Here is a 26,353-nt window from a genome sequence, read left to right as displayed (position 1 = left end):
TTCCCAGTCTCCACCTTGGGGAGTACGGTCCCGGGACCCGGATCGCCCCTTCGGCTGACCCGCCACCCCCCGGCCTTCTTTACGCTGGGTCACGTGCAGCGCCTCTACGATTTCATCCGCAGACACCCCACGGGCGTCGACAGCTTCTGGGCTGTCTTCCTCCTCGGGCTCTCCGGCATGACCATCGTGGTCGGCGACGTCGGGCACGGCGGCCGCCTCGAACGTATCGCGACCGTGCCGGTCGTCATCGGTCTCTGCCTCGTCGTCGCCCTGCGTCGGCGCGCGCCGGAGAAGATGCTGCTGCTCGCCATCGCGATGGGTGTCGTCCAGTTGGTCTGCGGCGTCCGGCCGACCGTCGTGAACTTCGCCATGCTCGTCATCACCTTCACGGTGGCCACCGTCGGTGAGCGCTGGGCCTCCCGGCTCGCCCTGGTGTGCAGCCTCGGCGCGGCCACGGTGGCCCAGCTCCGCTGGCCGGACGAGGAGGGCGCGCCGCGCGGCTGGGCGCAGACGGTGTTCGTCGTCGTCGTGCTGACGGTGCCGTTCGTGCTGGCCTGGGTGCTCGGCGACTCGATGCGTACCCGGCGGGCCTACTTCGACCAGCTGGAGGAGCGGGCGGCCCGCCTGGAGCGGGAGCGCGAGGCCCAGTCGAAGGTCGCGGTGGCCGCCGAGCGGGCCCGTATCGCCCGCGAGCTCCACGACGTCGTCGCGCACAACGTCTCCGTGATGGTGGTGCAGGCCGACGGTGCCGCCTACGTCATGGACGCGGCGCCCGACCAGGCCCGGCAGGCGCTGGAGACCATCTCCGGCACCGGCAGGCAGGCGCTCGCGGAGATGCGCCGGCTGCTCGGGGTGCTGCGGACGGGGGACGCGGAGGAGAGCGGGGATTACGTCCCGCAGCCCGACGTCGAGCAGATCGAGGAGCTGATCGGCCAGGTCAGGAAGGCCGGCCTGGCGGTGGACTTCAAGATCGAGGGGACCGCGCGCCCGCTGCCCAGCGGCGTCGAGCTGACCGCCTACCGCATCGTGCAGGAGGCCCTGACCAACACCCGCAAGCACGGCGGTCCGCACGCCGGGGCCAGTGTGCGGCTGGTCTACTTCGACGACGGGCTCGGCCTGCTGGTCGAGGACGACGGCCGGGGCGCGGCACACGAACTGTACGAGGACGGGGGCGCCGACGGAGCGGGCCACGGCATGATCGGCATGCGGGAACGGGTCGGCATGGTCGGCGGCACACTGGACGCCGGGCCGCGCCCGGGCGGAGGATTCCGGATCAGCGCGCTGCTGCCGCTCAAGGCCGCCGACCGCTGAACGAACGAGGAGAGACGACCCCCATGGCGATCCGCGTGATGCTCGTCGACGACCAGGTGCTGCTGCGCACCGGCTTCAGGATGGTGCTCGCAGCCCAGCCCGACATGGAGGTGGTCGCCGAGGCCGGCGACGGCGCCGAGGCGATCGAGATCCTGCGCGCCACCGCCGTGGACGTGGTGCTGATGGACGTGCGCATGCCCAAGCTGGACGGTGTCGAGGCCACCCGCCGCATCTGCGCCCAGCCCGACCCGCCGAAGGTGCTGATCCTGACGACGTTCGACCTGGACGAGTACGCGTTCTCCGGGCTGAAGGCCGGGGCCAGCGGTTTCATGCTGAAGGACGTGCCGCCGGGCGAACTGCTCGCCGCGATCCGCTCCGTGCACAGCGGGGACGCGGTCGTCGCCCCGTCCACCACCCGCCGGCTGCTCGACCGGTTCTCGCCGATGCTCCCCAGCGGTACGCCGGAACCGCAGCACAAGAACGTCGCCAAGCTCACCGAACGCGAACGCGAGGTGATGCTGCTGGTCGCCCAGGGCCTGTCGAACGGCGAGATCGCGGGACGCCTGGTGCTCTCCGAGGCGACCGTGAAGACGCACGTCGGCCGCATCCTGACCAAGCTGTCCCTGCGCGACCGGGTGCAGGTCGTCGTCCTCGCGTACGAGACGGGGCTGGTGCGCGCCGGCGGCGGCTGAGGCACGGGCCCCGGCCCGCTCAGCGCAGGATGCCCTCCAGGAAGTCACTGCCGAGCCGGGCCACCACCGTCAGGTCCAGCTGGTGCAGCACGTAACGGCCACGCCGCCGGGTCGTGACGAGACCGGCCTTCTTGAGCACCCCCAGATGGCGGGAGACCTCGGGCGCCGTGATCCCGTTGGTGTCGGCGAGTTCGCCGGTCGTGTACGGGGAACGCGCGATGTTCCGGCACAGCCGCATCCGCATCGGGTGGGCCAGCGCCTCCATCCGCAGCTGGAGCAGCTCCACCGAGGCGGGCGCGGGCAGTTCCGGCCGGTGCACCGGGTAGTGGATCACCGGGCGCCAGCCCGGGGCGTGCAGCACCATCAGATGGGGCCAGCCGAAACTGGTCGGGATGAGCGTGAGCCCGGGGCCGATGACGGGGTCCGTGGCGTCGGTCGCCCCCTCGGCCAGCTTGTCGACGCTGATCCGGCCGCCGTCCGCATCGAGGGAGAGCGCGGGGGAGACCGCCCGTATCGCCTCGTCGAGCCCCTTGCGCCGCAGCAGGTCCGTCTTGTGCCGTGCGTCCGCCACCAGCTGGAAGCGCACCCGCTCCCAGGTGTCCGCGAAGAACGCCCGGTCGCAGTCCTCGAACAGGCGGCGCAGCCAGCGGCGTACGGGGGCGGGGTCGGTCAGCAGCCGCTGGGTGAACTCCACCTGCTGCGGGCCGCGCGCCGCCGCCATCTCCAGGGCCCGGGCGCGCGCGCCGGCGTTGCGCAGCGGGGAGGCCGCGCCGGTCCCGTAGAGGGCGGTGCAGGTGAACTCCAGGGCGGCGGAGACGAACCGGTCGTCGTCGAGCCGGTCCAGGATGTCCAGGTCGGCGGCGAGGTCGGCACCCGTCGCGCCGTCGCCGCCGAGGACCCCGGCGAACGGCATGAAGATGTCCGAGAAGGTGTTCCGCCACAGGAACTCCGCCTCGTGCAGCCGGTCGGCGAGGTCGGGCTCCAGGGCCGTGGTGGTGGCCGTCGCCCAGCCGTGCAGACCCGGATGGTGCCCCGGCTCGGAGAGCGCGTGCAGGGCGACCCCCAGCTCGACGAGCGGGGAGGTCGCGAAGACGATGCGGGCGGGGTCGAGCCCCGCGATGTCGATGGTGACGCTCACCCGTCCATGGTGCCGGGTGGGTCCGACAGCCCGGACGCGGATTGGCGGGGGCCGTCAATCCGCGTCCTCGGCCGGACTCGTCCGGGTGACCGGGGCGCCTCAGCCCTTCCCCGCCACCCGCTCCAGAAACGCGGTCACCGCGTCCCGTACGTCCTGGGCCGTCCACTCCAGCCCCGCCCGCCCCACGGTCACCTCGGTGAACGCCACCCCGGGCGCGCCGGTGCCGGGCGTGCGCCACCGGCGGAAGAGCACCGTGCCCGTCTCCTCCGCCAGCCGCACCGACGCCTCCGTCAGCTCGTCCGCCCCGTACGGCAGCCACACCTGGAACTGGTGGGTCTGCGGGGGTTCCGGATACACCCGGAACCAGCCCCTCCCGGCCGCCTCGAACCCGTCGGCCAGCGCCCCGGCCACCACCTTGGCGTGCGCCACGTACGAGGGCAGGTTCGGCAGCTCCCGGTCCAGGCCGGCCAGGGCCGCGACCGCCGCCGGGAACTGCTGGAAGAGCTGTCCCCCGTACCGGTGCCGCCAGACGCGGGCCTCCTCGGCCAGCGAGGCGGAACCGGCGAGCACGGCCCCGGAGATCCCGCCCAGGGACTTGTAGAACGACACGTACACGCTGTCCGCGAGCGCGGCGATCTCCGGCAGCCCGCGCCCGAAGTGCGTGGCGCACTCCCACAGCCGGGCCCCGTCGAGGTGGACCACCGCGTCGCGGTCGCGCGCGGCGCCCACCACGGCCTCCAGCTCCTCCCAGGAGGGCAGCACGAAACCGGCGTCCCGCAGCGGCAGCTCCAGCATCAGCGTGCCGAACGGCTCCGGGAAGTCGCGGATCTCCTCCGCGGTCGGCAGCCTCGGGGCGGAGGTCGGGTGGACGGTGCGCAGCCCGCTCACCGCCCCCAGGGCGCCGCCCTCGTGCACCTCCGGGTGGGCGAGCGGGTGCAGCGCCACCACGGGGTTGCCGGTGCGGCCCGCCCAGCAGCGCAGCGCGACCTGCTGGGCCATCGTCCCGGTCGGGAAGAACACGGCGGCCTCCGTGCCCAGCAACCCGGCCACCCGCTGCTCCAGCTCGCCGACGACGCCGTCCCCGTAGATGTCCGCCGGCCGGTCGAGGCCGGTGACCGTCCCGGCCTCCGCGGCCAGGGCGGCCAGCTGTTCGCCGAGCGTGCGGTCCTGCGGGAGGCGGGACAGGCTGCGCCGGGCCTTCCGCCACGCGGTGTGCAGGCGCAGCCGCCGGGCCTCCTCGCCGTCTTCCGGTTTTGTCGCCCCGTCGGCCGCCTCGTCCGTCACCTGCGTGTTCATGTCTGTCATGGGACGATCATCACGCAGAACGCCGGACCCGCCACCCGTTCCCGCGCCCGCCGGGAACGCCGTCCACAGCCTGTGGACGGCCGGGATGGCGGGGCGGGCGCTGGCGTAGCATGCAGAGGAATCGTCCGGTACCCCCCGCGGACTGGAACGGAAGGCCCGCAGTGTGAACGCAACAGCTCCCAAGGACCCCCTCGACGCGCGGGACCGCCCCGCCCGGCTCACCGTCGGCGTGGTGGGGGCGGGCCGTGTCGGCCCCGCCCTGGCCGCCTCCCTCGCCCTCGCCGGGCACCGCCCGGTAGCCGTCTCGGGTGTCTCCGACGCCTCGGTGCGGCGCGCCGCCGCCCTGCTCCCCGACGTCCCCCTCGTGACGCCCGCCGACGTCCTCGCGCGCGCCGAGCTCGTCCTGCTGACCGTCCCCGACGACGCCCTCCCCGGGCTCGTCGAGGGCCTGGCCGAGACCGGCGCGGTCCGCCCGGGACAGCTCCTCGTCCACACCTCGGGCCGGTACGGGACGAAGGTGCTGGACCCCGCGCGGCGGGCCGGCGCCCTGCCGCTCGCCCTGCACCCGGCGATGACGTTCACCGGCACCTCCGTGGACGTCCAGCGGCTGGCCGGCTGCTCCTTCGGCGTCACCGCCCCCGACGAACTGCGGCTCGCCGCCGAGGCGCTGGTCATCGAGATGGGCGGGGAGCCGGAATGGGTCGCGGAGGAGTCCCGTCCGCTCTACCACGCGGCCCTCGCCCTCGGCGCGAACCACCTGGTCACGCTGGTCGCCCAGTCGATGGAGCTGCTGCGCACCGCCGGGGTCGCCGCCCCCGACCGCATGCTCGGCCCCCTGCTCGGCGCGGCCCTGGACAACGCCCTGCGCTCCGGCGACGCGGCGCTCACCGGCCCCGTCGCCCGCGGCGACGCCGGCACGGTCGCCGCGCACATCGGCGAGCTGCGCACCCACGCCCCGCAGGCGGTCGCCGGTTACGTCGCGATGGCCCGCGCCACGGCGGACCGCGCCCTCGCCCACGGCCTGCTCAAGCCGGAGCTGGCGGAGGACCTGCTCGGCGTCCTGGCGGACGACGGGCGAGTCCGGGGGGCGGGCGGCCCGCCCGGCCCCGGCGGCCAGAACCCTTCCGGCGGTACCGGCAGCGGACCGGAGGAGTCCTGATGACCGCGACCACGTCCACTCCGGCCCTGCTGGACACGGCCGCCGAGCTGCACGCCTACGCCCCCGAGGGGCGGCGGGCCGTCGTCATGACGATGGGCGCGCTGCACGAGGGCCACGCCTCGCTGATCCGCGCCGCCCGCGCCCACGCGGGCCCCGCCGGGCAGGTCGTCGTCACCGTCTTCGTCAACCCGCTCCAGTTCGGCGAGGCCGCCGACCTCGACCGCTACCCGCGCACGCTCGACGCCGATCTCGCGGTGGCCGGCGCGGCGGGCGCCGACGTGGTCTTCGCGCCGTCCGTCGACGAGGTCTACCCGGGCGGCGAGCCGCAGGTCCGGATCTCGGCGGGCCCGATGGGCGAGCGCCTGGAGGGGGCCTCGCGCCCCGGGCACTTCGACGGCATGCTCACCGTCGTCGCCAAGCTGCTCCACCTCACCCGCCCCGACACCGCGTTCTACGGGCAGAAGGACGCCCAGCAGCTGGCGCTGATCCGGCGCATGGTCCGCGACCTGAACTTCCCGGTGGAGATCGTCGGCGTCGAGACGGTCCGGGAGCCCGACGGCCTCGCGCTCTCCAGCCGCAACCGCTTCCTCGACCCGCACGAGCGCCGCACCGCGCTCGCCCTCTCCAGGGCCCTGTTCGCGGCCCGCGACCGGCTCGCCGCCCAGCAGGCCCTGCACGCCCGCGCGCAGGCCACCGGCGCGACCGAGGACCGGGCCGCCGGGCTCAACCGGCTCGGCGAGGCCCGCCTCGCGGCCGACGCCCAGGCGGTGGCCCGCGCCCGCCCGGACGCCGGGCCCGCCGCCGTGCGCGCCGCGGCCCGTTCGGTCCTGGAGGAGGCGGGGGCCGCGAGCCCGCCGCTCGACCTGGACTACGTGGCGCTCGTGGACCCGGCCGACTTCACCGAGATCCCCGAGGACCGGGCGGTCGGCGAGGCGGTCCTCGCCGTCGCCGCCCGGGTCGGCACCACCCGTCTCATCGACAACATCCCCCTCACCTTCGGAGCGACCCCGTGACCGGAATACGGCTGACCGCCCCCGCACCCGGCTGGTCCATCGACGCCGATGTCGTGGTCGTCGGCTCCGGCGTCGCCGGGCTCACCACCGCCCTGCGCTGCGCGGCGGCGGGCCTCGCCACCGTCGTGGTGACCAAGGCCCGCCTCGACGCCGGCTCCACCCGCTGGGCCCAGGGCGGCATCGCCGCGGCCCTCGGCGAGGGCGACACCCCCGAACAGCACCTGGACGACACCCTGGTCGCCGGCGCGGGCCTCTGCGACGAGGAGGCCGTGCGCGCCCTGGTCACCGACGGCCCGGACGCGGTGCGCCGGCTCATGGCGACCGGCGCACGCTTCGACACCGCCGAGGACGGCTCCGTAGCCCTGACCCGCGAGGGCGGCCACCACCGCCGCCGCATCGTCCACGCGGGCGGCGACGCGACCGGCGCCGAGGTCTCCCGCGCCCTGGTGGACGCGGTCCGCGCGGCCGCCCTGCACACCGTCGAGAACGCCCTCGTGCTCGACCTCCTCACCGACGCCGAAGGCCGTACCGCCGGCGTCACCCTGCACGTCATGGGCGAGGGCCAGCACGACGGCGTCGGCGCGGTCAACGCCCCGGCCGTGGTCCTGGCCACCGGTGGCATGGGCCAGGTCTTCTCCGCCACCACCAACCCCTCGGTCTCCACCGGCGACGGCGTGGCGCTGGCGCTGCGGGCCGGCGCGGAGGTCTCGGACCTGGAATTCGTCCAGTTCCACCCCACCGTGCTCTTCCTCGGCGCCGGCTCCGAGGGCCAGCAGCCCCTGGTCTCCGAAGCGGTACGGGGCGAGGGCGCCCACCTCGTCGACGCCTCCGGTACGCGCTTCATGCTCGGGCAGCACGAGCTGGCGGAGCTGGCCCCGCGCGACATCGTCGCCAAGGGCATCACCCGCCAGATGCAGCTCACCGGCACCGAGCACATGTATCTGGACGCCCGCCACTTCGGCGCCGAGATGTGGGAGCAGCGCTTCCCGACCATCCTGGCCGCCTGCCGTGCCCACGGCATCGACCCGGTCACCGAGCCGATCCCGGTCGCGCCGGCCGCGCACTACGCCTCCGGCGGAGTCCGCACCGACCTCCGGGGCCGTACGACCGTGCCCGGCCTGTACGCCTGCGGCGAGGTCGCCTGCACCGGGGTCCAGGGGGCCAACCGGCTGGCGTCCAACTCGCTGCTCGAAGGCCTGGTCTTCGCCGAGCGCATCGCGGCCGACATCGTCGCCACCCGTCCCCGCGCGGGCGAGGCCGTCGAGGAGGCCCGGACGCCCGTCCCGCTCCTGGCCCCCGAGACCCGCACCACGATCCAGCGCGTCATGAGCCGGGGGGCCGGAGTGCTGCGCTCCGGCGAGAGCCTGGCCGCCGCCGACGAGGCGCTCGACACCCTGCACCGCACCGCCGGCCCCGATGCCGGGGCCGGCGAGCCGAAGCCCGCCGTGCCCGGGGTCGAGACGTGGGAGGCCACCAACCTGCTGCTGGTCTCCCGGGTCCTGGTCGCCGCCGCCCGCCGCCGCGAGGAGACCCGCGGCTGCCACTGGCGCGAGGACCGGCCCGAGCGCGACGACGCGAACTGGCGCCGCCACCTCGTCGTCCGGCTCGGCCCCGACGGCGGCCTCGTCCTCCGTCGGACGGATACCGAGGCGTTCGGGCCCGTGGACGCGCCCGGGGCAGCAGACTGCGCAGCGACGAGCACCACCCACCCCACTCCCGAGGAGCCGTAACCGTGAGCACGCCCGAAGAGAATCCGCGCCCCACTCCCGTGGACGTACCGCTGATCCGGGTCGGCGCGCCCGCCCCCGCCGCGGGCGGCTGCGGGGACGGCTGCGGCTGCGGCGGGGACGAGGAGTACGAGGAGTGCGGGCTCGACCCCGCGCTCGCCCAGCTCATCGCCGAGGCCGGTCTGGACCCGGTCCAGGTCGAGGACGTGGCGCACCTGGCCATCGCGGAGGACCTGGACGGCGGGGTGGACGTCACGACCGTCGCCACCGTCGCCGAGGACGCCACGGCCACCGGTGACTTCACCGCCCGCGAGGCCGGTGTGGTGGCCGGGCTGCGCGTGGCGGAGGCGGTCCTGTCGATCGTCTGCACCTCCGAGTTCGAGGTCGAGCGGCACGTCGAGGACGGCGACCGCGTCGCCCCCGGCCAGAAGCTGCTGACCGTCACCACCCGCACCCGGGACCTGCTCACCGGCGAGCGCAGCGCCCTCAACCTGCTCTGCCGGCTCTCCGGGATCGCCACCGCGACCCGCGCCTGGGCCGATGCGCTGGAGGGCACGAAGGCCAAGGTCCGCGACACCCGCAAGACGACGCCGGGCCTGCGCGCCCTGGAGAAGTACGCGGTGCGCTGCGGCGGCGGCGTCAACCACCGCTTCTCGCTGTCCGACGCCGCGCTCGTCAAGGACAACCACGTCATCGCGGCGGGCGGGGTCGCCGAGGCGTTCAAGCGGGTCAGGGGGGAGTTCCCGGACGTGCCGATCGAGGTCGAGGTGGACACGCCGGCCCAGCTCACCGAGGTGCTGGACGCGGGCGCCGACCTGATCCTGCTGGACAACTTCACCCCGGCCGAGACCGCCGACGCGGTCGCCCTGACCGGCGGGCGCGCGGTCCTGGAGTCCTCCGGCCGGCTCACCCTCGACTCGGCCCGCGCCTACGCGGAGGCCGGGGTCGACTACCTGGCCGTCGGCGCGCTGACCCACTCCTCGCCGATCCTGGACATCGGCCTGGACTTCCGCGACACCGACGGGGCCGGCGCCTGATGCTGCTCACCATCGACGTCGGGAACACCCACACCGTCCTCGGCCTCTTCGACGGCGAGGAGATCGTCGAGCACTGGCGGATCTCCACCGACGCCCGCCGCACCGCCGACGAGCTCGCCGTGCTGCTCCAGGGCCTGATGGGCATGCACCCGCTGCTCGGCATGGAACTGGGCGACGGCATCGAGGGCATCGCGATCTGCTCCACGGTCCCGGCCGTGCTGCACGAGCTGCGCGAGGTGACCCGCCGCTACTACGGCGACGTCCCCGCCGTGCTCGTGGAGCCGGGCATCAAGACCGGGGTGCCGATCCTGATGGACAACCCGAAGGAGGTCGGCGCGGACCGCATCATCAACGCGGTCGCCGCCGTCGACCTGTACGGCGGTCCGGCGATCGTCGTCGACTTCGGCACGGCCACCACCTTCGACGCGGTCTCGGCCCGGGGCGAGTACACCGGCGGGGTCATCGCGCCCGGTATCGAGATCTCGGTCGAGGCACTGGGCGTCAAGGGCGCCCAGCTGCGCAAGATCGAGCTCGCCCGGCCGCGCAGCGTCATCGGCAAGAACACCGTCGAGGCCATGCAGGCGGGCATCATCTACGGCTTCGCGGGCCAGGTCGACGGGGTCGTCGAGCGGATGAAGAAGGAACTGGCCGCCGACCCGGACGACGTCACCGTCATCGCGACGGGCGGCCTTGCTCCGATGGTGCTGGGCGAGTCCTCCGTCATCGACGAGCACGAGCCCTGGCTGACCCTCATCGGACTGCGCCTGGTGTACGAGCGCAACGTGTCGCGCCTGTAGGGGGCGTCCTGCCGGTCGGGGCCGGGTCGCGACGCCCGGCACTTCCCGGAGCTCTCCACTCCGTCCGAGCAGAGGGCCCCGGCCCTCGCGGCGTTGCCGGAACGTCCGAACGGCTCCGCCATCAGGGCGCCCCGGTGCCTTGCCGTGCGCCGCGCCGGACGCCGCGGCCCGATCCGGCCCCGACCGGCAGGGCACCCCTGGCAAACGGCCTCTGACCGGCGGCTCCGTGCCCGGCGGCGCTCCGGAGCCGCCGCGCCATGGACGGCCAGTTAAGCGGATTTTGTCCCTTTAGCACGTATTGTCGCGTCATGCCCACGCCCTACGGATCACGCGGCGGTATGGCGTTCAGCGCGGACGAGCTGCGAGTGCTCCGACGCGCCCTCGCCTTCGCCCTGCACCCCGCGCCCCTGCCCGAAGAGGACGTCCAGGACTGCCTGCGGCTGGCGGGCAGTGTGGACGAGGTGGTCGCCGAGGCCGGACGGCTGCGCGCCTTCCTCCTCGCCGACCTCGTCCGCTACCGCGACGCCCTCCCCGGCTCGCTCACCGGGTACCTGGAACTCCTCCAGGACGCCCTGGCCGCCGGATACGACCCCCGCCCCGAGGACCTGGCCGCGTTGCGCGCCCTGCGCGGCGGCCCCCTCGCCGCCGCGCTCCTGGAGCGCTGCCAGGTGATCGCGGAGGGCTCGGTGCGCGCCCGGCTCGCCGGACGGGCCGTGCCCGCGATGGCTCCCGCGCCGCGCAGCCGGCTGCTCGCGCTGCCCGGCGGGCGCGCCGCGGAGCCGGACGAGCCGAAGGCGCCGGCGGCCCCGGCCCGCCCCGGCCCGCCGTCCGAGCGGCCGGCCCCGAAGCCCTCTGAGGTCTTCCCGCCGCGCCGGCCCGCACCCCGGCCCCCGCAGCGCGCCGTGGGGTAGGGCCTCTCCGGAGGGCCGGGAACGGCTCGCTACTCTGGACGGCATGGACTACGTATCCGCGCTCGTGCCCCCCGTGGTGATGGCCGCCTTCTTCATCGGCCTGGTCGTGACGATCGTCAAGAGCCAGGGCGGCCCCAACAAGGCCAAGGAGGACGCGGCGGTGGACGCGGCGATCAGCCGCGCCGAGTCGGTCCGGCAGACCCCGCGCGCCGAAGGGGCCTGACCCTCCGAGGCGCGTACGGCGCACCCGGCGTACGAAAGGGCGTACGGCTCCCGAGGAGCTGTACGCCCTTTCGTTATGTAAATAGCTACGCATTCCAGACATCCGGGACTAAGGTGACGCTGTGCCCCGTCAATTGGGAGAGCTCGAGGACGCCGTGATGACACGGGTCTGGGAATGGAACCGCCCGGTCACTGTGCGGGAAGTCCTGGAGGACCTTCAGCAGGAGCGGTCCATCGCCTACACCACCGTCATGACGGTAATGGACAATCTCCATCAGAAGGGCTGGGTCCGCCGCGAAGTGGAGGGCCGCGCATATCGATATACGGCCGTCTCCACCCGCGCCGCGTACGCCGCCGCCCTGATGAACGAAGCCTGGTCGCTCAGCGACAACCCGGCGGCCGCGCTGGTCGCGTTCTTCGGGATGATGTCGGCCGAGCAGCGCGAGGCGCTGCGGGACGCGATGCGGATCGTTCTGCCCACTCTTCCCGAGGACGGCACGGCCCCCGCGGCCGAGGCCGGGGAAGCGGCCGATGACGCGGAGCCGGAGTCCGGGCGATAGCGTCTGCGTATGTCCTCAGAGCTTCCGCAAACCGATTCCCAGACCGAACCGTCGGTTATAAACGTGGCCATCACCGTCCGGCGCGCGCGGACGAGCGATGTGCCGGCCGTCCGCCGTCTCCTCGACGGCTACGTACGGGAAGGCATCCTCCTCGACAAAGCCACGGTGACGCTTTACGAGGACATCCAGGAGTTCTGGATCGCCGAACGCGACGAGGACGCCGCGGTCGTCGGCTGCGGCGCACTGCACGTGATGTGGGAAGACCTCGCCGAAGTCCGTACGCTCGCCGTCGACCACGGCATCAAGGGCGCCGGAGTGGGGCACCAAGTCCTGGACAAGCTGCTGCGGACCGCCCGCTGGCTCGGCGTCCGCCGGGTTTTCTGTCTCACCTTCGAAGTCGACTTCTTCGCGAAGCACGGCTTCGTGGAGATCGGCGAGACGCCGGTCGACGGAGATGTCTACAGCGAGCTGCTGCGTTCCTATGACGAGGGAGTCGCGGAGTTCCTCGGTCTCGAACGAGTGAAGCCGAACACCTTGGGCAACAGCCGGATGCTTCTGCACCTGTGACCGCGGGAAGAAGGGCGATCCCTATGTCCGAATCGCGCACGTTTCCCGTCTCCTTGCGCTGCTGAACCTCTCCCGGGGGTTTGTGTTTTCCGGGGAAAAGCGGTTTCCTTTCCGCGTACTCCATTTTCGATGAAAGGAAATCCGGTGGCACAGAAGGTTCAGGTCCTTCTTGTTGACGACCTCGACGGTGGCGAGGCGGACGAGACGGTGACGTTCGCGCTGGACGGCAAGTCCTACGAGATCGACCTCACCACCAGCAACGCGGACAAGCTGCGTTCCCTCCTCGAGCCCTACGCGAAGAACGGCCGGCGTACCGGTGGCCGTGCGGCGTCGGGCCGCGGCAAGGGCCGCGCCGTCTCCGGTGGCAGCAAGGACACCGCCGAGATCCGCAAGTGGGCCCGCGAGAACGGCCACGACGTGAACGACCGCGGCCGCGTTCCCGCCGGGATCCGCGAGGCCTACGAGAAGGCCAACGGCTGAGCGGGCCCCTCGGGGAGGACGCCCGCCCGGGCGCGCGTCAGCCGGGCCCGGTGGCATTCCGTCGCCACGGCGTCCACGAGCCGGACGAGATCGGGAGCACCGCCGCGCCTGCTCCCGAAGCCGGAGAAGGCCGGGAGAGCCGGCGCTTCGTCCTGTTCCCGTGACGGCCCGGGGGGCCGCAGCCAGGAGGCGGCCCCCGGCGGCACCGGACGGCCCGGCGGGGGCGGTGCGGTGATCCGGCCGCCCGCGCCCAGACAGCTCAGCGAGAGTGCGACCCCGCCCCACTCCAGCCAGTCGAGCAGCCCCGGCAGCTCCTCCGCGCTGCCCGGCGCCACCAGCAGGCTCATCCGCAGCCCCGCGAGCGCCACCGGCCCCGTCCGGCCCACCCGTCGCAGCGCGGCGTGCCCGGCGACGGCGGGGACGACGAGCGCGTCGAACCGCAAGCCGGTCAGCAGCCGCACCGGCGAGCCGCCCGCCGTGGCCCAGCCGAGCTCCCGCTGGTACCACCCGTCCCACGGCTCGTTCCGTACCTCACCGCCCCGCTCGGCGGGCGGCGGGACACGGGGCGGAACGATGAGAGCCATGACGGAACAACCCCCGGCCGGCCCTTCGGGTTACGCGACGCGCACGTCCGAACACATAGGGTGTCCGAGTTGGGGGCGTACGGGCGCATTCAGGAGTACGAAGATGTTCGCCCGTAGCGGAGGGAACCCGCGTACGCCGCATGGACTGTCTGTAATTGCGGGTAAGACATCCCTAGTGGGGAGGGGCGACACGCAAGCCATGCACGTCTCACGTTCGCCATCGGCGTACTGGCGACTGGGGTATCTGTCTGGCCTGCGGGAACATCGTCTCGCACCATCGGGTTGGAGCAGTTGTCGGCGTTCGGGGCAGGAGGCCATCGATCGGGTGTCGGCAGTTGAAATGAGCGGTCCCCGCTTGCGGGACTAAGCTGCGGAAGGACAGGGAGGGGACCGACCCCTTACTGCCTGACCGCTCTGAGGAGCGATTAACGATGTTCGAGAGGTTCACCGACCGCGCGCGGCGGGTTGTCGTCCTGGCTCAGGAAGAAGCCCGGATGCTCAACCACAACTACATCGGCACCGAGCACATCCTCCTGGGCCTGATCCACGAGGGTGAGGGTGTCGCCGCTAAGGCCCTGGAGAGCCTCGGGATTTCGCTCGAGGCGGTCCGCCAGCAGGTGGAGGAGATCATCGGCCAGGGGCAGCAGGCCCCGTCCGGTCACATCCCCTTCACGCCCCGAGCCAAGAAGGTCCTGGAGCTGTCGCTCCGCGAGGCCCTCCAGCTCGGCCACAACTACATCGGCACGGAGCACATCCTGCTCGGCCTGATCCGCGAGGGCGAGGGCGTCGCCGCCCAGGTCCTCGTGAAGCTGGGCGCCGACCTTAACCGGGTGCGCCAGCAGGTCATCCAGCTGCTGTCCGGCTACTCGGGCGGCAAGGAGGCGGCCACCGCCGGCGGCCCCGCGGAGGGCACGCCCTCCACGTCGCTGGTGCTCGACCAGTTCGGCCGCAACCTCACGCAGGCCGCTCGCGAATCCAAGCTCGACCCGGTCATCGGGCGCGAGAAGGAGATCGAGCGGGTCATGCAGGTGCTCTCCCGCCGTACGAAGAACAACCCGGTCCTCATCGGCGAGCCCGGCGTCGGCAAGACGGCGGTCGTCGAGGGCCTGGCACAGGCCATCGTCAAGGGCGAGGTGCCCGAGACCCTCAAGGACAAGCACCTCTACACCCTGGACCTCGGCGCGCTGGTCGCCGGCTCCCGCTACCGCGGTGACTTCGAGGAGCGCCTGAAGAAGGTCCTCAAGGAGATCCGCACCCGCGGCGACATCATCCTGTTCATCGACGAGCTCCACACCCTGGTGGGTGCGGGCGCCGCCGAGGGCGCGATCGACGCCGCGAGCATCCTCAAGCCCATGCTGGCGCGAGGCGAGCTGCAGACCATCGGTGCCACCACGCTCGACGAGTACCGCAAGCACCTGGAGAAGGACGCCGCGCTCGAGCGCCGCTTCCAGCCCATCCAGGTCGCGGAGCCGTCGCTGCCGCACACCATCGAGATCCTCAAGGGTCTGCGCGACCGCTACGAGGCCCACCACCGCGTGTCCATCACGGACGAGGCGCTGGTCCAGGCCGCGACGCTGGCCGACCGCTACATCTCGGACCGCTTCCTGCCGGACAAGGCGATCGACCTGATCGACGAGGCCGGTTCCCGGATGCGCATCCGCCGGATGACCGCGCCGCCGGACCTCCGCGAGTTCGACGAGAAGATCGCGGGCGTGCGCCGCGACAAGGAGTCGGCCATCGACTCCCAGGACTTCGAGAAGGCGGCCTCTCTCCGCGACAAGGAGAAGCAGCTGCTGGCGGCGAAGACCAAGCGCGAGAAGGAGTGGAAGGCCGGCGACATGGACGTCGTGGCCGAGGTCGACGGCGAGCTCATCGCCGAGGTCCTCGCCACCGCCACCGGCATCCCGGTCTTCAAGCTGACCGAGGAGGAGTCCTCCCGGCTGCTGCGCATGGAGGACGAGCTCCACAAGCGCGTCATCGGGCAGAAGGACGCCATCAAGGCCCTCTCGCAGGCGATCCGCCGTACGCGGGCCGGCCTGAAGGACCCGAAGCGCCCCGGTGGCTCGTTCATCTTCGCCGGCCCGTCCGGTGTCGGTAAGACGGAGCTGTCCAAGACGCTCGCCGAGTTCCTCTTCGGTGACGAGGACGCGCTGATCTCCCTCGACATGTCGGAGTTCAGCGAGAAGCACACGGTCTCGCGCCTCTTCGGTTCGCCCCCCGGCTACGTGGGCTACGAGGAGGGCGGGCAGCTCACCGAGAAGGTGCGCCGCAAGCCGTTCTCCGTCGTCCTCTTCGACGAGGTCGAGAAGGCCCACCCCGACATCTTCAACTCCCTGCTCCAGATCCTGGAGGACGGTCGCCTGACCGACTCCCAGGGCCGGGTCGTGGACTTCAAGAACACGGTCATCATCATGACGACCAACCTCGGGACCCGGGACATCTCCAAGGGCTTCAACCTGGGCTTCGCCGCCCAGGGCGACGTCAAGACGAACTACGAGCGGATGAAGGTCAAGGTCAACGAAGAGCTCAAGCAGCACTTCCGGCCCGAGTTCCTCAACCGTGTCGACGACACGGTCGTCTTCCACCAGCTCAGCCAGGAAGACATCATCCAGATCGTCGACCTGATGATCGCGAAGGTGGACGAGCGGCTCAAGGACCGTGACATGGGCATCGAGCTCAGCACGGACGCCAAGAAGCTGCTCGCGAAGAAGGGCTACGACCCCGTGATGGGCGCCCGGCCGCTGCGCCGGACGATCCAGCGCGAGATCGAGGACGTCCTCTCCGAGAAGATCCTCTTCGGCGAGCTGCGCCCCGGCCACATCGTGGTCGTCGGCAGCGAGGGCGAGGGTGACGAGCAGAAGTTCACCTTCCGCGGCGAGGAGAAGTCGGCTCTGCCCGACGTCCCGCCGATCGAGCAGGCTGCGGGCGGCACCGGCCCGAACCTGACGAAGGAAGCGTGACAGGCGTCTGCCGCCCTTCGGGGCGGTAGGGCCCGCACGTGGTCAAGGGGCGGCCCCGGACCGGTTTCGACCGGTCCGGGGCCGCCCCTCTTCGCGTTCGGCACCGCTTCTTTCGCGCGTGCGGCACGGTGACAGAAGCGTCACAGGAACGTCCCGGTCGCGTTCGCTACGCGCGTTGGCCGAAATTCGCTGGTTAGTCTGGCCCGGCCTCGGGCGACCTGCCCGGGGGAGGTTCTCGTTCGCAAACGAAGGACCCGAGAGATGAACAGCGAGGGGGATGGGCACGCCATGGGCAGAGGCGATGTGTCACGCAGGCGGATGATCAAGCTGGCCGGGGCCGGAGCGGGTCTGGCTCTGCTGGGGGCCGGGACCGCGGCCTGCGGGCCGGTGGAGGAGCCGGTCGAAGACGGCGGCTCGGGCTCTCGGAAGCCCGGGGGCGCGGCCCCCGCGCCGGGTGGGAAGCCGAAGCCCGCCTGGCAGCACGCCACCACCTTCGACGGACTGGCCTGGATATCCGCGGTCGCCGTGGTCGACGACGTGGTGCTCGTCTCCGGTGACCCGCTGGTGGCCCGCGACCTGACCACCGGCAAGGAGATCTGGTCCCGCGCGGAGGTCACCACCCCGGGCGCGAGCATGCTGATCGGCGACGGCACCCTCTACCTGGCCAGCGCCCGGTACGACGGCAACATCATCGGGCTCGACCCCAAGACCGGCCGGGACACCTGGCGCAGCCGGCTGGGCGACAAGGAGTACTCCCAGCCCCGGGTCATCGCCGCGGACGCCGACCACGTCTACGTCGTCGCGGGAATCCTGGACAAGAACTTCCGGACCCCGGACAACGTGATCGCCGCCATCTCCACCGGCTCGGGCAAGGTCGTCTGGCGCGAGCGGCGCGACCACGGCACCGAGCAGAACGGCATCACCGCGCAGGTCTCCGGCAAGCGCCTCGTCTACACGGACTTCCGCGAGAACCTCACGGTCCGCGACACCGCCACCGGCCACCAGGTCTGGACGAAGAAGATCGGCCGCACAGCCAACCGGGGCTTCGCTGTCCACGGGGGCCTCGTCATCATCGCGACCGGCGAGCGGATGCGCGCCTTCGACCTGGAGACCGGTGCGGAGCGCTGGTCCTTCGCGACCGAGGAGTACAGCCGGTTCAACGACCCGGCGGTGCTGGACGGCGTCCTCTACGTCTCCGACACCGTCCACGCCCTGTGGGCGGTCGACCCGGCGACCGGAAAGCGTCACTGGCACAACAAGGGAAGCCTGGACGTGGCCGCCCCGTGGCAGTTCGCCAAGGTGGGCGACGTCCTCTACGGGGCGACCCAGTTCGACAAGAACGGCGGCGTCCACGCCTTCGACCCGGCCGACGGCAAGGTGCTCTGGACGTACAACGACGGCTCCGGTGACATCGACCGCTGGTACCTGGCCTCGGGCGGCAAGCAGCTGGTGGCGCTGCACGCCGAGAAGGTGACCGCGCTGCCCGTCGGGTAGCGATCGGCACCGGGCCGAAGGTCCCGAAACGGACGGCCTTCGGTCCCACCGCCGGTGACAAGGCGCACAGGCCATTCGAGGCCTACTAGCCGCCTTAGGAGAAGCGGGCCCGATCCGTCGGGGGTCTTTCGGCCCTACGGCGGGCGGGCCCTCGGTATGCGAGGTGCCGAATGCCCGCAGAAGCGGCGTATGTCCGGATAGGGCGGGTTGGAACTGGGCTTAAACCTGTTCCGGCGAGGACTTTCGGCGGTCTTCCGGAGGGGCTCGGGCGGGGACCTGCCGGGCGAATTCCCGGGGAGCTTTCTACGGCTTTTGATCGTAGATGGGGTGTTTGAGCCCAGCTGGGGGTGCGGGTTACCAAGGTATGGCCAGCCCGGCGCACCGCCGGGTCCAGCCATCTCCGGAGGTTTTCCGCTTATGTCGAAGCGCGTTACGTTCCAGTCCCGCCGCCCGTCCGTCTCCCGTGTTCGAGGCGCCGTGGTGGCAGCCGGTGTGGGGACGTCGATGGTTCTCGGTGCGGGTGCTGCGTTCGCCGCCGGCACTGCGGACGCCCCCCAGGCCTCGAGCCTGGTGACCACGGCCACCGCCGACTCGGTCGCCCAGCAGGCGGCCGCGCAGGGCAAGGCCGCCGAGCACACCGCCGCCAAGAAGGCGGAGGAGGCCAAGAAGAAGGCGGACGCCAAGAAGGAGGCCGCCACCAAGCGCGCCGCGAAGCTCGCCTGGGAGGCCCCGGTCGACCAGTACCAGCTGAGCGCGAGCTTCGGCAACGACGGCAGCCGCTGGGCGCACAAGCACTCCGGCCAGGACTTCGCCGTGCCGATCGGCACCCCGGTCGAGGCCGCCCACGAGGGCACCGTCGTGAAGGCCGGCCCGAACGGCGCCGGTGACGGCCCCGCGTACGGCAACGCCATCGTGATCAAGCACGGCAACGGTACGTACTCGCAGTACGCGCACCTGTCGCAGATCGACGTGCACGTCGGCCAGCACGTGGAGAAGGGCCAGAAGATCGCCCTGTCCGGCAACACCGGCAACTCCAGCGGCCCGCACCTGCACTTCGAGATCCGGACCACCCCGAACTACGGTTCGGCGATCAACCCGGTCAACTTCCTGCACAACCACGGCATCAACGTCTGATCCGCCCGTGACACCCCCGGCCACCGGGGCCTGCGGGACCTGAGCCCGGGTGACCGGTTCGACGGCGACTTCGAGAGCGGCCTCGCCGCTTCTCCTCGGGGTCGCCGTCGACGTCTTTCAGGCGGGCTTCAGGCCGCGCACGGAGCCGGGCGAGGGCCCCGGGGCACACCCCGGGGCCCTCGCCCGTGTCACCGCCCGCCGCCGACCTTCCGCCCGCCGCCCTCCGGCTCGGGGGACCGCTGTTCCGCGAACTGGAGCATGGGATAGCTGCCCGTGGCCGTCGGCGCGTGCTCGGGCAGCCACAGCACCGCGACCGCCCCGCCGCTGCCCTCCGCCGCACCCTCCGGGGCCGCGTTGCGGAAGGTCAGCCGGGCCCCGAGCACCCGCGCCTGCCCGGCCGCGATCGTCAGCCCCAGCCCGTGCCCCTGCCCGGCCCGGTCGGTCGACCCGGTACGGAACCGGCTCGGCCCCTCCCGCAGCAGCGCCGCCGGAAACCCCGGCCCGTGATCGCGTACCCGGACCACCCGGCCTTCGACCGTGACCTCCACCGGGGTCGACCCGTGCCTGGCCGCGTTGCCCAGCAGGTTGCCCAGGATGCGTTCCAGGCGGCGCGGATCTGTGTTCACCCACGACTCGTGGACCACCTGCACCCGTACGTCCGGGTCCAGCAGTGCCACCCGGCGGCTGACGAACTCGCCGAGCGCGATCTCCTGGAGCTCGGCCCGCTCCGACGCGCTGTCCAGCCGGGCCACCTCCAGCACGTCCTCGACCAGCGTGCGCATCGCCTGCGCCCGGTCGCGCACCAGCTCCGTGGGGCGGCCCGGCGGCAGCAGTTCGGCCGCCGTCAGCAGCCCGGTCACGGGGGTGCGCAGCTCGTGCGCGATGTCCGCGGTGACCCGGCGCTCGGCCTCGATCCGCTCGTTCAGGGCGTCGGTCAGCGCGTCCACCGCACGGGCCAGCTCATCGGTCTCGTCCCGCACCACACCGCCGACCGCCTCCCCTACCCGGACGTCCGTGTGGCCTTGGGCGACCTTGCCCGCCGCCGTAGCCGCCTTGCGCAGCCGGCGCGAGAGCTGACCGCCGATCAGCACGCCCAGCGCGGAGCCGCCCAGGACCACCGAGACCGAACCGATGAGCAGGGCCCGGTCCAGATCGCCCATCACCGTGATCGAGCGGTCCGCGAGCCGGGTGTGCAGCGACAGCACGTTCCCGCTGCCCACCGGGACGGCCGCCCAGACGTCGGGCGCCCCGCCGGAGTCCTCGACGTGCGTGGCGCGGCGGTTGCGCCGGGTCTCCTGGCGCAGGCTCCGCGGCATCGTCGGGTCGTTGAGCTTCGCCCCGAACCGGGGGTCGGCCTTCTGCGTCTTCTTCGCCTCGTAGAGCAGCTGCGCGTACGTCAGCCGCTCCAGCTGGACCTCACGGGCGTTCTCCAGCATCGAGACGCGGGCCGCGTTGTGCACCACCAGGCTCAGCGCGACCGCGATCAGCGCGCCGACCGCCGCGATCGCGATGCTGATCTTCCAGCGGACGCCCGTCCGCAGGGAGAGGCGCCTCATGCCCGGAGCTTGTAGCCGAAACCGCGGACCGTCTCGATGCGGTCCTGTCCGATCTTCGTCCGCAGCCGCTGTACATGGACGTCCACGACCCGGGTGTCGCCGCCCCAGCCGTAGTCCCAGACCCGCTCCAGCAGCTTGTCGCGGGAGAGCACCGTGCCGGGCGCGGACGAGAACTCCAGGAGCAGCCGCATCTCGGTCGGGGTCAGCCCCACCTGCGCACCGCCCCTGCGGACCTCCATGCCCTCGGTGTCGACCTCCAGCTCCCCGAAGACCAGCACCCCGCCCCCGCCCCCGGCCGCGGGCTCCGGCCGCCCGCCGCCGGCCGCGCCGCCCGACGCATGGCCGAAGCGGCGCAGCACGGCCCTGATCCGGGCCACCAGGACCGCCCCGTCGAAGGGCTTGGTGACGTAGTCGTCGGCACCGGCCTCCAGGCCGAGGACCACGTCGATCGAGTCGGCCCGCGCCGACAGCATGATCACGGGGACCGTCGACTCGTCGCGGATGCGGCGGCAGAGGCTGACCCCGTCCAGTCCGGGCACCATGACGTCGAGCAGGGCGATGTCGGGCCGGTCCGCCCGGAACGCCTCCAGGCCCCTCAGCCCGTCGGGCACCGCGGTGACCGCGAAGCCGTCCCGCTCCAGTGCCAGCTGGGTGGCCTCGCGGATGACGTCGTCGTCCTCGACGAACAGCACATGGGTCTCGGCCATCGGAAAGCCCTCAGTTCTTCGGCGGTTCCGTGGGCTCGGGGAGGTCTTCGTCGCCCGCGCCCACGGCTCGGTTGAAGTCGTTGTGCACCCGGTCCTCCTCGCCGAACCGGCCGCTCGCCCAGTGGTACGTGATCACTTCCTCGCCCGAGGGATAGACCACCGAGTCCTTCTTCTCGTACAACTGGGTCGTCACCACCAGGTCCCCCCGGTCGATGGTGCCGTAGACGGCGGGCTGCTCGACGGAGAAGACGTTCGCGTACGTGCCGTCGGCGCGCGGCCGGTACACATAGGTGCCGACCCCCACCGAGTCGCCGCAGGTCAGCACGTTCACCACGACGTCGGCGGACGGGCCGCCGGTGAGCTTCCCGTACGAGGTGTCCACCGGGTACTCGTCACCGCTGCACGGCTTCAGGTCCATCCGGACCCGCCCGCTCACCTTCGGGTCCGCCTTGAGCAGCGCCACCGCGTCCACCCGGGGCGCGGGACGCGCCGTGGAGGACGCCGCCGTGCTCGGCGTGAGCTGGGCGACCGGCTCGGTGCCCGCCGGACCCTCGTCCCGCGTGCCCGTGCCACCGGTGGAGCAGCTGACGGCGAACAGTCCGAAGACGGCGATCCCGGCCAGGGCCGCGCTGCTCGCCGCCCAGCCGGTCAGCGGGCGCCTGCCGGCGCCGCCCGTTGTGCCGGTGACCGTCCCGTCGTCACCGCTGCCTGTCAGGCCGCGCACCGCTCCCGCCCCCGCTCCTCGGCGAGCCGGGCCTCCCGGCCCGCCGCTTCCCTGTTCTCCAGCTCCTGGCGCAGTCGTGCCAGCGCACGGTGCAGCGTGCTCTTCACCGTACCGGCCGACATGCCGAGCGCCGCCGCCGTCTCCTCCGTGCTCATCTGCTCCCAGTGTCGCAGGACGACGACACTGCGCTGCTTGGGAGCCAGCACGCCCAGAATGTCCATCAGCAGGGCGCGGTCGGCGCGCTGTTCGGTGCCGTCCTCGATGCTGGCGTCGGGCAGCTGCTCGGTGGGGACCTCGTCGAGCTTGCGGGCCCGCCACCACTCGGTCCGGGTGTTGATCATGACGCGGCGCAGATAGGCGTCGGCGAGGGACTTGTCCTCGATGCGGTCCCAGCGGCCGTAGGTGCGGGCCAGCGCGGTCTGCAGCAGGTCCTGGGCGTCCACGGGGTCCGGCACGAGCCGGCGCGCGCTGCGCAACAGCGCCTCCTGCCGGGTCCGTACGTACTCCTCGAAGCCGAGCACCTCGCTCTGCGCCATCACAACCGCCTCCATCCCCGTGGAACCCCGTAGTACCGCTCGTACCGCTGCCGGCCGCTGGTCGTGCGGCCGACGTCGCAGACGCTACGGAGCTGTTGTCACGGGGCTGTGCGGAGCAGCCGTAGGAGGGCGCACGGCTGGCCATCGGTTGTGTAACAGCGCAGGGAGGAGACCGGACAAAGGGCCCCGCGCCGGACGCGGACAGGGCCCGTCCGCCTCGTCGACGTCACGAGGCGGACGGGCCCTGTCCGCAGGTGTCACGAAGGCGGGCGGGCCCGGTCGTCTCCTGGTCGCGAAGACGGGCCGGGCCCGGCCCGTCAGGTGAGCGGCAGCCGGTAGCGGCCGCCGGCCAGCGGCTCGACCAGCCCGTCGGAGACCAGGCCGTCCAGCGCGCGGGCCCGCTGCACCGGCTCGTCCCACACCGCGTCGAGCGCCGTCTGCGGCACCGGCCCGACGGCGTCGCGCAGCACGGCGAGGAGCCTGCCGCGCACCTGCCGGTCCGTGCCGGCGTAGGTCTGGCCCCGGCGCGGCGGCCCCTGGTGCGCGGGCTTCCCGGCGAGCCGCCAGGCGCACTGCTCCGCGATCGGGCAGCGCGAGCAGTCCTCGTTCTTCGCGGTGCAGACGAGGGCGCCCAACTCCATCGTGGCCGCCGCCCAGCGGGCCGCCCGCTCGTCCTCGTCGGGCAGCAGCTCCCGGGCGAGCCTGCGTTCTGCTGCGGTGGTCGCGTTCGGCGGGTACTGGATGCCGGTCGCGGCCCGGGCGAAGACCCGGCGGACGTTGGTGTCCAGGACGGCGTGCCGCTGCCGGTAGGCGAACGAGGCCACGGCCGCCGCCGTGTACTCGCCGATGCCGGGCAGCGCGAGCAGCTGGGCGTGCTCGCTCGGTACGTCGCCGCCGTGGCGTTCCGTTATCGCCTGGGCGGCCCCGTGCAGGCGCAGGGCCCGGCGGGGGTAGCCGAGTCGGCCCCAGGCGCGGACCGCCTCGCCGGGCGGCTCGGCCGCGAGGTCGGCGGGGCGCGGCCAGCGGGCCAGCCACTGCTCGTACACCGGGAGGACCCGGTTGACGGGGGTCTGCTGCAGCATGAACTCGCTCACCATCACACCCCAGGCCCCCGCTTCGGGGCGGCGCCAGGGCAGATCGCGGGCGTGCTGGTCGAACCACCCGATGACGGGGGTGTGGAGGGAGGAGGGGGGCATCTGGGTCGCAGTCGTGGCAGTCATCGCACCGTCGATCCTGACACGGAAGGGCGGACGGAGGTCACGGGCACGGGGGTGTCACGCCGCGAACGAGCCCTTGGAGTGATAACGCCACCCGTCTGCCCCCGGCCCGGGGCCCGTCCGCGAACTCCCCTCCTCGCCCGGAGAGCGGGCGCGGGGGAGGGGAGTTCGAAGCCGGCCCGGGTGGCCCCGGCGTTCCGGCAAGTGGCCCCACGCGCCGCGAGCCGTTGCGGCAACTGGCCCACGGGCTGGATCCGCCCCGGCCGGAACTGATGCCTCCAAGTGATTGACGGGTCACTGAGAGGAATATCGGGCCCGCTCGGTGGCCGAACTGGCCGTCGCGGAATGATGATCCGCAAAACTTGGAGGCCAAGGCGGCGGGTGGGGCGGGAGTTGGGCCGGATCTCTCGTACAGTTTGCGCCGTGGGAACTCTGCGTAATCCGATCGGGCCGCTACCCTCCAGCATCTACTGGCGCCGGAGGGCGGTCGCGGCGGCCCTGGTCGTGCTGCTCGCGCTGCTGATCGCATGGGCCGTCACCTCCGGTGGCGGCAAGGGGGATCCCCACGACGACTCCAAGGCGCCCGGCTCCAGCCCCGTCGATTCGATCACCCCAGGACCTTCCGGTTCCGGTCCGGCGATCAGCGAACAGCCCGGCGGGCGCGACGAGTCGGACGGCTCCGGCGGCAGCGGCGGTGACAAGGACGGCAGTTCGGACGGCGGTTCCGCCGGTACGGGCGGCGGCTCGGACGCCGCGGACGCCAACGGCGGTGGCCAGGACACCGGTTCGGGTCCCGCTTCCGGTTCGGGCTCCGTCCCCGGTTCCGGCGGCGTCGTGAAGGCCGCACGGCCGGTGCCGGCGGGCTCCTCGCTCCCCGACTGCGCCCCGGGCGCGATCCGGCTCGGCCTGAAGACCGAACTCAGCTACGGGCCCGACCAGAAGCCGAAGTTCCGCCTGTTCGCCACGAACACCTCGTCCACCGCCTGCAAGGCCGACTTCGGCCCGAAGAACGCGGTGCTCACCGTCACCGAGGCGGGCGGGGACGACGACGAGGTGTGGTCGTCGAAGGACTGCCCGCGCAAACCGGCGCCCGTACTCCTGGAGGTGCCCGCCGGGACGACCGTCGTGCACACCGTGGAGTGGGACCGGGCCAGGAGCGCCCCCAAGTGCGCGACGCCGCCGCCGGGGAAGGCCAAGCCGGGCACGTACCTCGTGGAGGCCAAGGCGCCGGGAGAGCCCGTGCAGCGCGCCTCGTTCGTCCTCGCGAAGGACTGAACGCGGCCACGGGCCGGGCCGGAGAGGGCCCGGGCCCGGGGCCTACACGTACCGTTCGAGGATCGAGGACTCGGCCAGCCGGGACAGGCCCTCGCGCACGCTGCGCGCCCGGGCCTCGCCGACCCCGTCCACCGTCTGGAGGTCGTCCACGCTCGCCGCGAGCAGCTTCTGCAGACCGCCGAAGTGCTCCACGAGCCGGTCGATGATCGCGCCCGGCAGCCGCGGCACCTTCGCCAGCAGCCGGAAACCGCGCGGCGACACCGCCGAGTCCAGCGTCTCGGGCGAGCCGCTGTAGCCCAGCGCCCGCGCCACGACCGGGAGTTCGAGCAGCTCCGTGTGGGTCAGCGAGTCCAGCTCGGTCAGCGCCTCCGCCACCGTGCGCGAACGCTTCGCGGTCGGCTCCGGCACGTAGTCGCGCACGACCAGCTCGCGCTCCGGCTCCACGCCCGCGATCAACTCGTCCAGCTGGAGCGACAGCAGCCGGCCGTCGGTGCCGAGCTCCACCACGTACTCCGCGATCTCCGTCGCGATCCGGCGGACCATCTCCAGGCGCTGCGCCACCGCCGTCACGTCCCGGACGGTCACCAGGTCCTCGATCTCCAGCGCGGAGAGCGTCCCGGCGACCTCGTCGAGCCGCAGCTTGTACCGCTCCAGCGTCGCGAGCGCCTGGTTGGCGCGGGACAGGATCGCCGCCGACTCCTCCAGGACCCGGCGCTCCCCGTTCACGTACAGCGCGATCAGGCGCATCGACTGGGAGACCGAGACGACCGGGAAGTTGCACTGCTTGGAGACCCGGTCCGCCGTGCGGTGGCGGGTACCGGTCTCCTCGGTGGGGATCGACGCGTCCGGGACCAGCTGCACCCCGGCCCGCAGGATCTTGGTCATGTCCTTGTCGAGGATCAGGGCCCCGTCGAGCTTCGCCAGCTCCCGCAGCCGGGTCGCGGTGAACTCCACGTCCAGCACGAAGCCGCCGGTGCACATCGATTCGACGGTCTTGTCCATGCCGAGCACGATCAGACCCCCGGTGTTGCCGCGGAGAATGCGCTCCAGGCCGTCCCGCAGGGCCATACCGGGCGCGACGGCGCTCAACGAGGCGCGCATCAGCGCCTCGTTACCGGTGGTTTGGCCGGACTTTCCGGGCGATGCTGCCCGGTCGCTGGCTGCCACTGCACTCCTCCGGTCACAGGTTTGCGGTGCCCTCGGGGCCTGTCTCTCGGAGCAGGCCGGATCCAATCGAAGGACCCAGG

The 26,353-nt window shown here is 72.6% G+C and carries 25 protein-coding genes; 16 read left to right on the top strand and 9 right to left on the bottom strand.

Annotation, left to right across the window (positions count from 1 at the left end; genetic code table 11):
- Positions 1–93 precede the first annotated feature (93 nt).
- Both ABZ564_RS08155 and ABZ564_RS08150 read left to right on the top strand, forming a co-directional pair.
- Positions 94–1,311, top strand: coding sequence for a sensor histidine kinase (locus ABZ564_RS08155; protein ID WP_360851432.1), 1,218 nt, complete (start codon positions 94–96; stop codon positions 1,309–1,311).
- A 23-nt stretch (positions 1,312–1,334) separates the two neighbouring features.
- Positions 1,335–2,003: a response regulator transcription factor gene (locus ABZ564_RS08150; RefSeq protein WP_360851429.1), complete on the top strand. Its 669-nt coding sequence runs from the start codon at positions 1,335–1,337 to the stop codon at positions 2,001–2,003.
- A gap of 19 nt (positions 2,004–2,022) precedes the next feature.
- Here ABZ564_RS08150 and ABZ564_RS08145 read toward each other — a convergent pair whose 3' ends face one another.
- Positions 2,023–3,141 carry a DUF5937 family protein gene (locus ABZ564_RS08145; protein WP_360851425.1) on the bottom strand — a complete coding sequence of 373 codons (1,119 nt, stop codon included), beginning with the start codon at positions 3,139–3,141 and terminating at the stop codon, positions 2,023–2,025.
- A gap of 99 nt (positions 3,142–3,240) precedes the next feature.
- On the bottom strand, positions 3,241–4,446 hold the full coding sequence (locus ABZ564_RS08140) for a beta-eliminating lyase-related protein (protein WP_360851422.1): 1,206 nt from the start codon (positions 4,444–4,446) through the stop codon (positions 3,241–3,243).
- 163 nt (positions 4,447–4,609) lie between these two features.
- On the opposite strand from ABZ564_RS08140, the gene ABZ564_RS08135 reads away from it, so the two are divergent.
- From ABZ564_RS08135 to ABZ564_RS08090, 10 genes are all read left to right on the top strand, one after another.
- Positions 4,610–5,605: a DUF2520 domain-containing protein gene (locus tag ABZ564_RS08135; protein WP_360851419.1), complete on the top strand. Its 996-nt coding sequence runs from the start codon at positions 4,610–4,612 to the stop codon at positions 5,603–5,605.
- Positions 5,605–6,618 (top strand): pantoate--beta-alanine ligase, encoded by a 1,014-nt coding sequence (gene panC / locus ABZ564_RS08130; protein ID WP_360851416.1) that lies wholly within the window; start codon positions 5,605–5,607, stop codon positions 6,616–6,618. Before ABZ564_RS08135 ends, panC begins: the two co-directional genes overlap by 1 nt.
- A complete protein-coding gene (locus ABZ564_RS08125; protein WP_360851413.1) occupies positions 6,615–8,348 on the top strand; it encodes an L-aspartate oxidase in 1,734 nt (577 codons plus the stop codon). The genes panC and ABZ564_RS08125 overlap by 4 nt, the downstream gene beginning before the upstream one ends.
- Before the next feature lie 2 nt (positions 8,349–8,350).
- On the top strand, positions 8,351–9,382 hold the full coding sequence (gene nadC, locus ABZ564_RS08120; protein WP_360851409.1) for a carboxylating nicotinate-nucleotide diphosphorylase: 1,032 nt from the start codon (positions 8,351–8,353) through the stop codon (positions 9,380–9,382).
- Positions 9,382–10,179 carry a type III pantothenate kinase gene (locus tag ABZ564_RS08115; protein WP_018102267.1) on the top strand — a complete coding sequence of 266 codons (798 nt, stop codon included), beginning with the start codon at positions 9,382–9,384 and terminating at the stop codon, positions 10,177–10,179. The genes nadC and ABZ564_RS08115 overlap by 1 nt, the downstream gene beginning before the upstream one ends.
- Before the next feature lie 338 nt (positions 10,180–10,517).
- Positions 10,518–11,090: a hypothetical protein gene (locus ABZ564_RS08110; protein WP_360851706.1), complete on the top strand. Its 573-nt coding sequence runs from the start codon at positions 10,518–10,520 to the stop codon at positions 11,088–11,090.
- A gap of 43 nt (positions 11,091–11,133) precedes the next feature.
- The gene (locus ABZ564_RS08105; RefSeq protein WP_360851405.1) at positions 11,134–11,313 is read left to right on the top strand and encodes a hypothetical protein; all 180 of its coding nucleotides are present in this window, start codon (positions 11,134–11,136) and stop codon (positions 11,311–11,313) included.
- 121 nt (positions 11,314–11,434) lie between these two features.
- A complete protein-coding gene (locus ABZ564_RS08100) occupies positions 11,435–11,872 on the top strand; it encodes a BlaI/MecI/CopY family transcriptional regulator (protein ID WP_360851402.1) in 438 nt (145 codons plus the stop codon).
- Positions 11,873–11,881: 9 nt separating this feature from the next.
- The gene (locus tag ABZ564_RS08095) at positions 11,882–12,439 is read left to right on the top strand and encodes an amino-acid N-acetyltransferase (protein WP_360851399.1); all 558 of its coding nucleotides are present in this window, start codon (positions 11,882–11,884) and stop codon (positions 12,437–12,439) included.
- Between the two features lie 144 nt (positions 12,440–12,583).
- Positions 12,584–12,919: an Lsr2 family protein gene (locus tag ABZ564_RS08090; protein ID WP_360851396.1), complete on the top strand. Its 336-nt coding sequence runs from the start codon at positions 12,584–12,586 to the stop codon at positions 12,917–12,919.
- On the opposite strand, the gene ABZ564_RS08085 is transcribed toward ABZ564_RS08090, so the two are convergent.
- On the bottom strand, positions 12,898–13,503 hold the full coding sequence (locus tag ABZ564_RS08085) for an SCO3374 family protein (RefSeq protein WP_360851393.1): 606 nt from the start codon (positions 13,501–13,503) through the stop codon (positions 12,898–12,900). The genes ABZ564_RS08090 and ABZ564_RS08085 overlap by 22 nt on opposite strands.
- 431 nt (positions 13,504–13,934) lie before the next feature.
- Between ABZ564_RS08085 and ABZ564_RS08080 the strand changes: the two genes are divergently transcribed.
- The 3 genes from ABZ564_RS08080 (at position 13,935) to ABZ564_RS08070 (ending at position 19,091) form a co-directional block, all read left to right on the top strand.
- Complete coding sequence (locus ABZ564_RS08080; protein WP_360851390.1) at positions 13,935–16,463, top strand: ATP-dependent Clp protease ATP-binding subunit; 2,529 nt, start codon at positions 13,935–13,937, stop codon at positions 16,461–16,463.
- 261 nt (positions 16,464–16,724) lie between these two features.
- Positions 16,725–17,957 (top strand): PQQ-binding-like beta-propeller repeat protein, encoded by a 1,233-nt coding sequence (locus ABZ564_RS08075; protein WP_360851387.1) that lies wholly within the window; start codon positions 16,725–16,727, stop codon positions 17,955–17,957.
- 417 nt (positions 17,958–18,374) lie between these two features.
- Positions 18,375–19,091, top strand: coding sequence for a M23 family metallopeptidase (locus ABZ564_RS08070; protein WP_360851384.1), 717 nt, complete (start codon positions 18,375–18,377; stop codon positions 19,089–19,091).
- 188 nt (positions 19,092–19,279) lie between these two features.
- Here the strand turns inward: ABZ564_RS08070 and cseC are convergent, their stop codons facing one another.
- The 5 genes from cseC to ABZ564_RS08045 form a co-directional block, all read right to left on the bottom strand.
- The gene (gene cseC, locus ABZ564_RS08065) at positions 19,280–20,647 is read right to left on the bottom strand and encodes a two-component system sensor histidine kinase CseC (RefSeq protein WP_360851381.1); all 1,368 of its coding nucleotides are present in this window, start codon (positions 20,645–20,647) and stop codon (positions 19,280–19,282) included.
- Positions 20,644–21,354, bottom strand: a complete 711-nt coding sequence (gene cseB / locus ABZ564_RS08060; RefSeq protein WP_360851378.1) for a two-component system response regulator CseB — start codon at positions 21,352–21,354, stop codon at positions 20,644–20,646. Before cseB ends, cseC begins: the two co-directional genes overlap by 4 nt.
- 10 nt (positions 21,355–21,364) lie before the next feature.
- Positions 21,365–22,078: a hypothetical protein gene (locus ABZ564_RS08055; protein WP_360851374.1), complete on the bottom strand. Its 714-nt coding sequence runs from the start codon at positions 22,076–22,078 to the stop codon at positions 21,365–21,367.
- Entirely contained in the window at positions 22,066–22,614 is a 549-nt protein-coding gene (locus ABZ564_RS08050; RefSeq protein ID WP_360851372.1) for a SigE family RNA polymerase sigma factor, read from the bottom strand. The genes ABZ564_RS08055 and ABZ564_RS08050 overlap by 13 nt, the downstream gene beginning before the upstream one ends.
- A gap of 317 nt (positions 22,615–22,931) precedes the next feature.
- Positions 22,932–23,834, bottom strand: coding sequence for an A/G-specific adenine glycosylase (locus ABZ564_RS08045; protein ID WP_360851369.1), 903 nt, complete (start codon positions 23,832–23,834; stop codon positions 22,932–22,934).
- A gap of 501 nt (positions 23,835–24,335) precedes the next feature.
- Here ABZ564_RS08045 and ABZ564_RS08040 point away from each other — a divergent pair.
- Positions 24,336–25,106 (top strand): hypothetical protein, encoded by a 771-nt coding sequence (locus ABZ564_RS08040; protein WP_360851703.1) that lies wholly within the window; start codon positions 24,336–24,338, stop codon positions 25,104–25,106.
- A gap of 42 nt (positions 25,107–25,148) precedes the next feature.
- On the opposite strand, the gene disA is transcribed toward ABZ564_RS08040, so the two are convergent.
- The gene (disA, locus tag ABZ564_RS08035) at positions 25,149–26,273 is read right to left on the bottom strand and encodes a DNA integrity scanning diadenylate cyclase DisA (RefSeq protein ID WP_026171409.1); all 1,125 of its coding nucleotides are present in this window, start codon (positions 26,271–26,273) and stop codon (positions 25,149–25,151) included.
- Between the last annotated feature and the right edge of the window lie 80 nt (positions 26,274–26,353).

It is taken from the genome of Streptomyces sp. NPDC019224 (genome assembly GCF_040632605.1).
Classification (GTDB): Bacteria; Actinomycetota; Actinomycetes; order Streptomycetales; family Streptomycetaceae; genus Streptomyces.
Note: the sequence above shows the minus strand (reverse complement) of the source record. Positions and strands in the feature narration are given on the sequence as shown.

Coding starts and splice junctions, on each gene's coding strand:
- ABZ564_RS08050 (WP_360851372.1), bottom strand. CDS start 22,614: ATGGCGCAGAGCGAGGTGCTCGGCTTCGAGGAGTACGTACGGACCCGG.
- ABZ564_RS08105 (WP_360851405.1), top strand. CDS start 11,134: ATGGACTACGTATCCGCGCTCGTGCCCCCCGTGGTGATGGCCGCCTTC.
- cseB (WP_360851378.1), bottom strand. CDS start 21,354: ATGGCCGAGACCCATGTGCTGTTCGTCGAGGACGACGACGTCATCCGC.
- ABZ564_RS08150 (WP_360851429.1), top strand. CDS start 1,335: ATGGCGATCCGCGTGATGCTCGTCGACGACCAGGTGCTGCTGCGCACC.
- ABZ564_RS08095 (WP_360851399.1), top strand. CDS start 11,882: ATGTCCTCAGAGCTTCCGCAAACCGATTCCCAGACCGAACCGTCGGTT.
- ABZ564_RS08045 (WP_360851369.1), bottom strand. CDS start 23,834: ATGACTGCCACGACTGCGACCCAGATGCCCCCCTCCTCCCTCCACACC.
- panC (WP_360851416.1), top strand. CDS start 5,605: ATGACCGCGACCACGTCCACTCCGGCCCTGCTGGACACGGCCGCCGAG.
- ABZ564_RS08110 (WP_360851706.1), top strand. CDS start 10,518: ATGGCGTTCAGCGCGGACGAGCTGCGAGTGCTCCGACGCGCCCTCGCC.
- ABZ564_RS08115 (WP_018102267.1), top strand. CDS start 9,382: ATGCTGCTCACCATCGACGTCGGGAACACCCACACCGTCCTCGGCCTC.
- cseC (WP_360851381.1), bottom strand. CDS start 20,647: ATGAGGCGCCTCTCCCTGCGGACGGGCGTCCGCTGGAAGATCAGCATC.
- ABZ564_RS08070 (WP_360851384.1), top strand. CDS start 18,375: ATGTCGAAGCGCGTTACGTTCCAGTCCCGCCGCCCGTCCGTCTCCCGT.
- ABZ564_RS08085 (WP_360851393.1), bottom strand. CDS start 13,503: ATGGCTCTCATCGTTCCGCCCCGTGTCCCGCCGCCCGCCGAGCGGGGC.
- ABZ564_RS08075 (WP_360851387.1), top strand. CDS start 16,725: ATGAACAGCGAGGGGGATGGGCACGCCATGGGCAGAGGCGATGTGTCA.
- ABZ564_RS08080 (WP_360851390.1), top strand. CDS start 13,935: ATGTTCGAGAGGTTCACCGACCGCGCGCGGCGGGTTGTCGTCCTGGCT.
- ABZ564_RS08140 (WP_360851422.1), bottom strand. CDS start 4,446: ATGACAGACATGAACACGCAGGTGACGGACGAGGCGGCCGACGGGGCG.